The sequence below is a fragment of the Vreelandella arctica genome, from assembly GCF_037070215.1.
GTDB classification, from domain to species: Bacteria; Pseudomonadota; Gammaproteobacteria; order Pseudomonadales; family Halomonadaceae; genus Vreelandella; species Vreelandella arctica.
Genome location: NZ_JBANSN010000007.1, coordinates 153,436 through 164,531, shown reverse-complemented (window position 1 = coordinate 164,531; position 11,096 = coordinate 153,436). Strand labels below are relative to the sequence as shown.

General features: G+C 50.6%; 11 protein-coding genes. 3 read left to right on the top strand and 8 right to left on the bottom strand.

The features are described from left to right. Nucleotides 1-17 precede the first annotated feature (17 nt). The 3 genes from V8L70_RS08815 (at nt 18) to V8L70_RS08805 (ending at nt 2,890) form a co-directional block, all read left to right on the top strand. A complete protein-coding gene (locus V8L70_RS08815) occupies nt 18-422 on the top strand; it encodes a PA2779 family protein (RefSeq protein WP_008956584.1) in 405 nt (134 codons plus the stop codon). 10 nt (nt 423-432) lie between these two features. Further along, nucleotides 433-1,401 carry a PA2778 family cysteine peptidase gene (locus tag V8L70_RS08810; protein ID WP_101145753.1) on the top strand — a complete coding sequence of 323 codons (969 nt, stop codon included), beginning with the start codon at nt 433-435 and terminating at the stop codon, nt 1,399-1,401. Between the two features lie 289 nt (nt 1,402-1,690). Next, nucleotides 1,691-2,890 carry a GGDEF domain-containing protein gene (locus tag V8L70_RS08805; protein WP_101145752.1) on the top strand — a complete coding sequence of 400 codons (1,200 nt, stop codon included), beginning with the start codon at nt 1,691-1,693 and terminating at the stop codon, nt 2,888-2,890. A gap of 38 nt (nt 2,891-2,928) precedes the next feature. Here V8L70_RS08805 and sthA read toward each other — a convergent pair whose 3' ends face one another. The 8 genes from sthA to V8L70_RS08765 form a co-directional block, all read right to left on the bottom strand. After that, nucleotides 2,929-4,320 (bottom strand): Si-specific NAD(P)(+) transhydrogenase, encoded by a 1,392-nt coding sequence (gene sthA, locus V8L70_RS08800; protein WP_008956587.1) that lies wholly within the window; start codon nt 4,318-4,320, stop codon nt 2,929-2,931. A 177-nt stretch (nt 4,321-4,497) separates the two neighbouring features. After that, nucleotides 4,498-4,752: a (Na+)-NQR maturation NqrM gene (gene nqrM, locus V8L70_RS08795; RefSeq protein WP_008956588.1), complete on the bottom strand. Its 255-nt coding sequence runs from the start codon at nt 4,750-4,752 to the stop codon at nt 4,498-4,500. Between the two features lie 266 nt (nt 4,753-5,018). Next, complete coding sequence (gene nqrF, locus V8L70_RS08790) at nt 5,019-6,251, bottom strand: NADH:ubiquinone reductase (Na(+)-transporting) subunit F (protein WP_008956589.1); 1,233 nt, start codon at nt 6,249-6,251, stop codon at nt 5,019-5,021. A gap of 71 nt (nt 6,252-6,322) precedes the next feature. Next, nucleotides 6,323-6,940, bottom strand: a complete 618-nt coding sequence (gene nqrE, locus V8L70_RS08785; protein ID WP_008956590.1) for an NADH:ubiquinone reductase (Na(+)-transporting) subunit E — start codon at nt 6,938-6,940, stop codon at nt 6,323-6,325. A gap of 1 nt (nt 6,941) precedes the next feature. Continuing rightward, nucleotides 6,942-7,610: an NADH:ubiquinone reductase (Na(+)-transporting) subunit D gene (locus V8L70_RS08780; RefSeq protein ID WP_101145751.1), complete on the bottom strand. Its 669-nt coding sequence runs from the start codon at nt 7,608-7,610 to the stop codon at nt 6,942-6,944. Nucleotides 7,611-7,612: 2 nt separating this feature from the next. Next, nucleotides 7,613-8,434, bottom strand: a complete 822-nt coding sequence (locus V8L70_RS08775) for a Na(+)-translocating NADH-quinone reductase subunit C (protein ID WP_101145750.1) — start codon at nt 8,432-8,434, stop codon at nt 7,613-7,615. Further along, on the bottom strand, nt 8,434-9,660 hold the full coding sequence (locus V8L70_RS08770) for an NADH:ubiquinone reductase (Na(+)-transporting) subunit B (RefSeq protein ID WP_101145749.1): 1,227 nt from the start codon (nt 9,658-9,660) through the stop codon (nt 8,434-8,436). Before V8L70_RS08770 ends, V8L70_RS08775 begins: the two co-directional genes overlap by 1 nt. Continuing rightward, on the bottom strand, nt 9,660-11,009 hold the full coding sequence (locus V8L70_RS08765) for a Na(+)-translocating NADH-quinone reductase subunit A (protein ID WP_101145748.1): 1,350 nt from the start codon (nt 11,007-11,009) through the stop codon (nt 9,660-9,662). Before V8L70_RS08765 ends, V8L70_RS08770 begins: the two co-directional genes overlap by 1 nt. Nucleotides 11,010-11,096 lie beyond the last annotated feature (87 nt).

Below are 11,096 nucleotides of genomic sequence, written 5' to 3'. Positions count from 1 at the left end.
CTATAAGGAAGAAGACGATGAAAACATTGCGTGCATACCTCTCCACCCTCCTGATTGCGGCGCTTGTTATTACCAGCCTACCCGTTGCAGCAGCTCCCACTGCGCCTCAATCCATTGATTTAGTCTCTACCCAATCTGTTTTGTCAGCTGATCGTGCTGGCGCTGACCGTGAGCGTATTAACGAGGTCCTGGCCCGCGCCGATGTGCAGGATCAACTGCTAAAACAGGGTGTTGACCTGAACGAAGTAGATGCCCGCGTTGCTGCCTTAAGCGATTCTGAAGCAAAGCAAATGGCTGACCAGCTCGAGATGATGCCTGCCGGTGCCGGTGGTGGCGTTATCGGTGCCCTCTTTGCCGTCTTTATCATTCTGTTGATTACCGATATTCTCGGCCTGACCGACGTTTATCCGTTTACGCGTTGATAGGCAGCTCATGACCCCTAAGTCTTTGAATAGCGTGTTTTTGAATAACACGTTTTCTAACGCCCGCTTCGCGGGCGTTTTTATTATGTTGCTACTGCTGAGCGGCTGCGCACGAAACCCGGTACTGCTACAAAGTACCTATCAAGCGCTTCCGCCCCATGCAGAAATCACCAGCGTACCGTTTTACGCCCAAACGGAGTTTCAGTGCGGCCCTGCCACGCTGGCGATGGTTCTCAACCATCAGGATGTCGAAACAGACGTTGAGCAACTGATCCCCCAGGTGTTCTTGCCTGAACGCGACGGCAGCGTACAGCCAGAAATGCTGGCGACTGTGCGACGCTATGATCAACTCGCTTATCCCATTCGAGGCACCATGGATGCGCTGTTAGGCCATCTGGCAGCAGGCGATCCGGTGGTGGTGATGCAAAACTTATCACTCCCTATCTACCCGATGTGGCACTACGCGGTGGCCATTGGCTACGACCTGCCTAGTGAAACGCTTATTCTGCGCAGTGGCGAAATTGAACGCCATACGATGTCGTTTAGCCGTTTCGACGCCACCTGGGCGCGCACTGAACGCTGGGGATTTGTCGTTGCCGAGCCCGGCACGCTACCTGCGGGTATCACCGCCCGTAATGCCCTTGAAGCCATCAGTGCCTACGAAGAAACGAACGGCCCCCAGGCTGCATTATCAAGCTGGCAAGCATTTATCGAGCACCACCCTACCAATGCTATCGGACAATTTGCGCTAGGCAACGCGCTGTACGCTGACCAACAACCAGAGAAAGCTCGCAACGCCTTTGAACGAGCAACGAAGCTTGATGAAAAAATGGGCGCTGCCTGGCTAAATCTAGGCCTTTTACTGCTTCAGCAAGAAGAACCCGTCGCTGCTCGAAAAGCGTTGGAACAGGCCGCCTCGCTGACAGGTAGCTGGCAGGAAAAAGCCCGCTTAGCCATAGAAAGCATGAATACACAATAAATATCAAAGACCTATAAAATTTACTAATAATAACGAGCACAAGTATGATCCTGCGATTAGTAAAGTTGTTGGATAGCATACCTTGCGAGTGAGTGCTTAAGTTACATAAGGATAAGCCTTCAAGTTGTTCATTGGACTACCTAACCATTGACGGGAGAGGTGCCATGCAGAACTGTCCTTTGAAACGTAAGTGCTCTGTTAATGGTTGTGTATATTTACTATACGAGCTGGCTCGTTTGCGACATTTTGCAAAGAGAGACGTCATCACTAACAGCTCGTTGATTGCGTCATGACGATTCTTCATCATTTGCGCCAGCCTCGCGGATGTTTGGCATTCCTTTTCGCCGTCATCTTCTGCACCTTGTCGGCAATCATGGGCAGCTATGTATACAACACTTGTCAAAAAGCCAGTGCCAACTACACCAAACTGGTGAGTGATATTATGCTGGCCCAGCAAGCGACACCTCAATTACGAGAAGCGTTGGAAGAAGGAAATAGTCGTCAGCCTAACAACGAACATATTGAATACATTGATCACTTCATTTCAACTTCCAAGCAGCATTTAAATAGCATACAGAGCAACATTGAGCAAAATCGCTTTCTCACTTCTAACGTTAACTACCTTATTAATCATTTTAGCGAGCTTGATAATCGTCTTTCTGACCTGAACCAGCAGGCCCGTGAAGTCCATCAGCATCCAGAGCTAATTGAACCGTTGCAGCGTGGTGCAATGAATGTTGGCGGCTCCCTGGCATGGCTTTATGACCAACTATTGGAAGAAGTCTACACAATATCCTCGCAACAAAGCTTGGTGATGCAGCGGCTCTCAATTGCTATCAATGTGCTACTGGTAGTCATAATCGGCGCGGCAATTACGCTTTGCATGGCGGTTATCCATCTACACCGACAACGCAACGTAATGCATCAGTTAATGCTCACCGATGAATTAACTGGGCTGTATAACCGGCGCCATTTGGTCAATGTAGCCTTCGCAGTGCTGACTCAAGCGCAGCGTGATAAAACGCCGCTTAGCCTGCTGTTGTTAGATCTAGATCACTTCAAGCAAATAAACGACACCTATGGGCATCCTACTGGCGATGAGGTGCTACGCCAGGTCAGCAAAAAACTGCGTCAACTAAGTCGCCCCTCCGATACATTAGCGAGAATTGGTGGCGAAGAATTTTGTTTGTTAATGCCCAACACATCCACCCATGATGCACTACAGGTGGCGGATCGGCTGCGCCGAGAAATTGAAGTTAGCGAGCTGGGTGACCTAAGTTTACATGCCAACCCGACCATTAGCATTGGCGTAACGACGGGTTATGACGGCTCACTTACGTTTGAGCAGCTGTATTCATTTGCTGATAAAGCGCTCTACCAAGCCAAGTCGCTGGGTCGTAACCGTGTTGAAAGCTTGTTACCACCCATCGCCAAGGCTTCAGAAAACGCTGAAAAAGCAAAAAACTACAGCCATTCTCTCATCAGCTAACAGCGTATTACCAAACTAGAAAGAAATGAAAGCTGAGGTTAAAAAACACGATTCAAGCCATTTTGAGCGGCCACCCGATACGCTTCTGCCATGGTGGGATAATTGAAAGTAGTGTTAACGAAATACTTTAGCGTATTGGCGTCGCCCTTCTGTTGCATGATCGCTTGGCCGATATGCAGAATCTCAGACGCCTGATCGCCAAAACAGTGAATCCCGAGTATTTCCAGGGTGTCCTGGTGGAAAAGTATTTTAAGCATCCCCACGGTATCACCGGTAATCTGTGCTCGGGCAGTATCTTTGAAAAAGGCTTTGCCTACTTCGTAGGGCACTTTTGCTTCGGTTAACTCACGCTCATTCGGGCCAAACGAGCTAATTTCGGGGATGGTATAAATCCCGGTGGGAACATCACTGACAAAGCGATACTCTTTATCGAGCAGCTCGTTGCATGAATTAAGGCCTTGATCGTAGGCGGCACTCGCCAAACTTGGCCAACCGATAACATCGCCTGCTGCATAAATATGGGGCACCTCGGTGCGGTAGTGCTCATCAACACTGAGCTGGCCCCGCCCATTGGCATTCAAGCCAATGTTTTCAAGCCCAAGGCTATCGGTATTACCCGTACGACCGTTGGCCCATAAAAACGCATCCGCGCGGATTTTCTTGCCTGACTTGAGGCGCACGACGACGCCTGATTCATCGCCCTCAACACTCTCATACTCTTCATTATGGCGAACCAACACACCGTGCTTACGCAAGTGATAGGAGAGCGCATCGCTGATTTCATCGTCCAGGAATGACAGTAGGCTGTCACGGTTATTGATTAAATCAACCTTGACGCCTAACCCAGAAAAGATTGACGCGTACTCACAACCGATTACCCCTGCCCCGAAAATCACTAGGGTACGTGGCGTATGCGAAAGGCTCAAAATGGTATCGGAGCAGTAAATGCGCGGATGCCGAAAGTTAATGTCCGCCGGGCGATAGGGACGTGAACCGGTAGCAATGACGATTTTTTTGGCCACCAGCTCTTCCATGCCTTCTTGGCGGTCATGAACTATCAACGTATGTTCATCTTTAAAGCGGGCAACACCGTGGAAGAGGTCAATCCGGTTACGCGCATAAAATGTCGTGCGCATCTCTACCTGCTTGTCGATGGTGCCACGTGAACGCTCCATCACTTTCGGAAAGGAGAACCAGCGCGGCTCACCGATATCGCGGAACATGCGGTTTGTGTTGAACGCCATGATCTGCTTGACCTGATGGCGCAACGCTTTGGAGGGAATGGTGCCCCAGTGAGTACAGTTACCGCCTACTTGAGCCTGCTTTTCAATAATCGCTACCCGTTTGCCATGCTTGGCAGCGTTAATGGCAGCGCTTTCACCCGCAGGCCCTGTACCGATTACCACGACATCGTAATTGTGAACCGCCATACTCTCTGCGTCTCCTTCCTATTCGGGTTAACCCATTCTCGTCAAACTATCGCCGACAAACGATCCAAGGCTGATAGTCCCAGGCAAACAGTCCAAGACAAACAGGCACTTGTGGCATAAACGTTAAGAAGGCGCAGTTCACATGAACATGCGCCTCTTCGTTATCTATATGGCTTATTAACGACGGGTGGCGTCATAGCCTAGGTCAGCGCCGCGACTTTCGTCACTACGGCGCCGCTCGCTGCCACGCTTGCGGTTCTCTTCTTCGCACACTTCGTCTTTACCGCCACAAATATCACAGCCGTCTTTCATGCCTATTTGATTCAAACCACCGCATGAACCTGCAATAGGTTTACGACCCATGATGACACCCACGGCCATGACACCCATAATCAGTGCCATAAAGCCGAATACCAGTAACCAAATCGCCATATTAACCTCCCAGCATGTCACTGCTTAGCTTTCTATTATTGACCTAACCGGCCATCACCTCTATCTACAGCATTCAGGCCGATTAGTGCCTCACAATCTTTGTTTGTTAAGCCTATTGTACCTCAGTGGGCTGTTGTTATCAGCGCGGCGCACTTCTCATTAACAATACCTATCAGTAACACAAACGGGGCTGACCAAAAGGCCAGCCCCGTTCATTGTTACCGCAGTAATCTCGCTTCATAACCCATTGCGATTATGAAGATTGATTAGCCACCGAAATCATCCAATAGGATATTTTCTGGTTCAACGCCCATATCAAGCAGTAGCTTAATTACCGAGGCGTTCATCATCGGCGGACCACACATGTAGTACTCGCAATCTTCAGGTGCCGGATGGTTCTTCAGATAGTTTTCGTACAGTACGTTATGGATAAAGCCTGTCGGCCCTTCCCAGTTATCTTCCGGCTGTGGATCAGAAAGCGCCAAGTGCCACTCGAAGTTCGGGAACTCTTCGGCTAACTGGTCATACTCTTCGTTATAGAAGGTCTCACGCCAAGAGCGTGCACCGTACCAGAAGGTAATCTTGCGATCAGACTTCAAGCGCTTCAACTGATCAAAGATATGACTACGCATTGGCGCCATACCCGCACCACCACCGATAAAGATCATTTCGGCGTCAGTATCGCGAGCAAAGAACTCACCAAACGGCCCCATTACGGTCACCTTGTCGCCTTCTTTAAGATTGAAGACGTAGGTCGACATCAGGCCGGGCGGATGATTAGTGCCAGGAGGCGGCGTCGCAATACGGATGTTGAACTTGAGGATACCCTTCTCATCTGGGTAGTTCGCCATGGAGTAGGCGCGAATCACTTCCTCGTTGTTCTTATGGGAAATTTTGAACATATCAAATTTTTCCCAATCACCCCGGTACTCCTCTTCAATATCAAAATCAGAGAATTTGACATCATAAGGGGGAGCAACGAGCTGAACGTAGCCACCAGCGCGGAAGGCAACTTCTTCGCCTTCAGGCAGTTTCAGATTCAGCTCTTTGATAAAGGTGGCAACGTTGGGATTGGCAATAACTTCACATTCCCACTTCTTCACCCCAAACACTTCTTCAGGCACTTCGACTTTCATGTCCTGCTTCACAGGTACCTGACAAGAGAGGCGCCAGCCTTCTTTCTTCTCACGCATAGTGAAGTGCGACTCTTCCGTGGGCAGAATAGAGCCACCGCCCTCTTCTACACGGCACTTACACTGGGCACAAGAACCACCGCCACCACAGGCGGAAGAGAGAAAAATACCGTTAGCAGCAAGTGTATTAAGCAGCTTGCCACCAGCCTGGGTTTTCAAAGTGTGTTCGGGGTCGCCATTGACCTCAATGGTCACGTCCCCGCTACTCACAAGCTTGCTGCGCGCTGCCAGAATGATCGCCGTTAAGCTAATAACGATGACCGTGAACATGACAACACCGAGCAAGATGACTGTTGTATCAACCATGTCGGTTTCCTATTGCTGGAGGTTTCTATTACCCAGCGGTGTCTGACACCGCTGGGAAAAACCGGCTCCGATTAAAGCTGAATGCCCGAGAAGGACATAAAGCCCAACGACATTAGCCCCACGGTGATGAAAGTAATGCCCAGCCCTTGAAGGCCACTCGGCACATCGCTGTACTTCAGCCTTTCACGGATACCCGCCAGGGCGGCAATGGCCAACGCCCAGCCGGTGCCTGCACCAAAGCCATATACCACGGCCTCACCAAAGTTATAACTACGCTCTACCATGAACAGTACGCCACCCAGGATGGCGCAGTTAACGGTAATCAATGGCAGGAATACACCCAGCGCGTTGTAGAGCGACGGCACGTACTTATCAAGGAACATCTCCATGATCTGTACGAGAGCAGCAATAACACCGATGTAGGAGAGCAGCCCAAGGAACGACAGGTCAATGTTTTCAGCACCACTGATACCAGTCCACGTTAGCGCACCTTCTTGTAGCAAGTAGGTGAATACTAAGTTGTTAACCGGCACCGTTACGGTTAATACAACGATTACCGCGATACCCAGGCCAATCGCTGAGGAGACTTTTTTGGACACTGCCAAGAAAGTACACATCCCCAAAAAGAAAGCCAGCGCCATGTTTTCAACAAACACCGAAGCAACAAAAAGACTCAGATAATGTTCCATGTTACACGGCCTCCTTGGGCTTGGTGTTTTCCTTCATTTTGAACTCATTATCTTCTACCTGTTCCGGGTTAACGGCACGCATCACCCAGATTAGTAGACCAATAATAAAGAACGCTGAAGGCGGCAATAACAGCAAGCCATTGGGAACGTACCAACCACCATTTTGAACGGTCTGAAGGATAGTGATACCAAAGATGCTGCCTGAACCGAGTAGCTCACGGAAGAAGCCAACCACCATAAGCACGAAACCATACCCAAGGCCGTTGCCAACACCGTCTAAAAATGACATGCCCGGCGTGTTGGACATCGCAAAACCTTCTGCACGTCCCATGACGATACAGTTAGTAATGATCAAGCCAACGAATACGGAAAGCTGCTTAGACATCTCATAGGCATACGCTTTCAAAATCTGATCTACCACGATTACCAGCGAGGCAATGATGGTCATCTGCACGATGATACGAATCGAAGAGGGAATATGATTCCTGATCAGCGATACGAATAGATTAGAGAATGCCGTTACGAAAATAACCGCCAGCGCCATAACGAGCGATACGCTCATACTGGTGGTTACCGCAAGTGCCGAACAGATCCCCAGGATTTGCAGCGCAATGGGGTTGTTCTGGAAAATCGGCGCGGTTAAAACGCCTTTTGCATTTACGTCCGCCATGATCAGGCCCCCTCAACGTCTTCGAAGTTGGTATCAGTCTCTTCGGCGTCTTCCGGCTCAGTACCACTGCGGAATTTAGCCAAATAGGGACCGAAAGCTTCTTCGCTTAACCAGAACTGCAGCATGTTAGTTACGCCGTTACTGGTAAGCGTAGCGCCAGATAGCGCATCTACTTCGTATTCGTCGCTAGCGCCGCCCTTGGTCAGGTGGATCTCCGGTGAGAGGTCGCCCTCTTCATCGTAAATCTTTTTACCTTCCCACTGAGCCTGCCAGCGAGGATTGTTTACTTCAGCACCCAGGCCTGGCGTTTCACTGTGCTCATAGTAGGTGATACTGACGATCGTATTGCCATCACCCTCTACTGCCAGGAAACCGCGCATTAAGCCCCACAGACCTTGACCACGAATAGGGAGTACGATCTGTTCCGGATCATCTTCGCCACCAATCAAATATACGGTGGCGTAGTTTTCGACCCGCGATAGACCTGCGATGTCCTGGTCACCGGATAGCGTACGACCCGACGCAGGGTCACGGGCAGCTTCAAAGCTATCGTAGGTATCAGGATCAAACTCATCAGAATACTCACCGGTATCCAGGTCAACGACCCGAGCGGTGATCTCTTCGCTAAACACCTCTTCAACGTCCATGCCAGGCTCATACAGCTTGGCGACGTTCAAGATATTGGTTTTACGATCAAGCTCCTGGTTGAGCTGTTGGGCGGGTCGCAGTGCGACCGCCGCAGTCGAGACAATGACGGAGCACACGATACAGAGTGCAAACGCCACAATCAGGACTTTCTTGATGGAGTTGTTACCTTGTGCCATTAGGCAGTCTCCTCGGCCGGTACGCCGGTTCGCTTAACGCGACGCTTGATGTTGGCCTGGACGAAGAAATGGTCAATCAGCGGTGCAAACAGGTTAGCAAATAAGATAGCCAACATGATGCCTTCCGGGAAAGCCGGGTTCACAACGCGAATCAATACGGTCATCACACCAATCAGCGCACCAAATATCAAACGGCCTTGGTTGGTCATCGATGCTGACACCGGGTCAGTGGCCATGAACACCATACCGAAAGCGAAACCACCGATTACCAGGTGCCAGTACCACGGCATGGCAAACATCGCATTGGAGTCGGAGCCGATGAGATTAAAGAGTGTGCTGGTAGCCACCATGCCCAAAAATACGCCAAGCATGATTCGCCACGAGGCAATCCGCGTCCACAGCAGCACTGCAGCACCAATAAAGATCGCAAGCGTCGATACCTCACCCACAGAACCGGGAACAAAGCCAAGGAAGGCGTCCCACCAGCTGAAAGTATCCGTTAACGCGGCCATACCCTCTTGGAACGCCAGCGAGAGTGCAGTAGCACCGGTGTAACCGTCAGCGGCAACCCATACAGCGTCACCGGAAATCTGCGCGGGGTAGGCAAAATAAAGAAATGCACGGCCAGTCAGCGCGGGGTTCAAGAAGTTCTTACCCGTACCACCGAAGATCTCTTTGCCGATTACCACACCAAAGGTGATACCCAGCGCAACTTGCCACAACGGAATGGTCGCGGGCAGTATCAATGCAAATAGCACTGAGGTAACGAAGAACCCTTCGTTAACTTCGTGACCACGCTTAATGGCAAACAACACTTCCCAGAAACCACCCACCACAAAGGTGACTAAGTAGATTGGCAAGAAGTAAGTCGCGCCGAGGACAATGTTAGCCCATAAGCTGCTGGCATCATGACCTGACGCCAATGTCATCATAATTGCTTCGCGCCAGCCACCCATTGATGCGTAGCCTGCATCGATAGCCGTGTTTGCTTGCCAACCCGCGTTCCACATACCAAAGAACATTGCTGGGAAGGTACACAGCCACACGGTAATCATGATGCGTTTAAGGTCGATACCGTCACGCACGTGGGCGGTGGTTTTAGCAACGCTTGGCGGTGAATAAAAAATGGTATCTACCGCTTCAAAGAGCGGATAGAACTTTTCGTACTTTCCGCCTTTGTGGAAATGCGGCTCGATATTTTGGAGTGTTTGTTGAATACCCATCATCAGGCCTCTTTCTCGATCATGGTGAGATTGTCACGCAGGATGGGGCCATATTCGTATTTGCCGGGGCAAACGTACGTACACAGCGCCAGATCCTCTTCGTCCAGCTCCAAACACCCAAGCTGCATGGCAACCTCAATGTCGCCCACGATCAGCGAACGCAGTAACTGAGTTGGCATGATATCCAGCGGCATCACCGTTTCATATGAGCCAACGGGCACCATCGCGCGCTCTGAACCATTGGTTGATGTGGTGGGTGCGTAGTTACGCAAGCCTTTAATTCTGGAAAGATAGATCCCCAGGACAGAATGTCGATCTGCGCCCAGTGATAGCCACCCAAGTAAGATGCGCTTATTACCTTCTTCAATCAGACTAAACTGATTGCTAAAGCGTCCCAGATAGGTAAGTTTGCCTTCCGCGGTAAAGCCAGAAAATACAGAACCAGAAATGACACGGGTGTCATCGGGTTTGATGACTTCTTCTGCCAGGAGTTCATCCGTGCTAGCGCCGATACGGGTACGTACCAAGCGAGGGTTTTCAGCACGCGGGCCACCAATGGCAACCACGCGGCTCATATCCAGTTTCCCTTCTACAAAGAGCTTACCGAACGCGATAACGTCCTGATAGCCGATGTGCCACACCTGTTTGTGCAGAGCGACGGGAGAAAGGTAATGAATATGGGTACCCACTAGCCCGGCTGGGTGCGGCCCGGCAAAGCTTTCGGTTTTGACGCCTTCCACCTCACCGCCCGGAATAGAGGCGTTTTCCCCTGTACAAAGAAAGACGTTGCCCTCGGTCAGGCGCGCTAACACCTTGAGGCCATCTTCAAATGCTTGCGGCTGCTCATTAATGATCAGTGCAGGATCAGGGCTTAAAGGATGGGTATCTACGGCTGTTACAAAAATATCGGTCGGAGTGCTATCGATTGCCGGTGTACGCGAGAAAGGACGGGTGCGTAGCGCCGTCCAGAGTCCCGACTCCACCAGTTGGTCAACAACGACCTGGCGTTCAAGCTGCGTTAAGGCATTACGGTCATGAGCAGCGAATTCAATCGCCTCCTCAGTCTCGTCGACTTTGATCACAACAGATAGTAAACGACGTTTTTCGCCACGGTTTATTGCAAGCACTTCACCAGCAGCGGGCGCTGTATAGCGCACACCATCAATTTTCTTGTCGGTGAAGAGCAATTGGCCTAGTTTGACCTTATCCCCTTCCTGAACTTCCATCGTCGGCTTCATGCCAACGTAGTCGGTACCCAGGATTGCCACGTGGCGCACAGGCCGCGCATCTTCAATACGCTGCTCGGGCGCTCCCGCGATGGGGAGATCCAGGCCTTTTTTGACTTCGATCATAGTCTCGCCCAGTTGTTGGATCGGATATACGAAGGTATGGGGTTCGAATGCTTATTTTCTGCTCAGCGAATTGTTATTTTCTGCTCA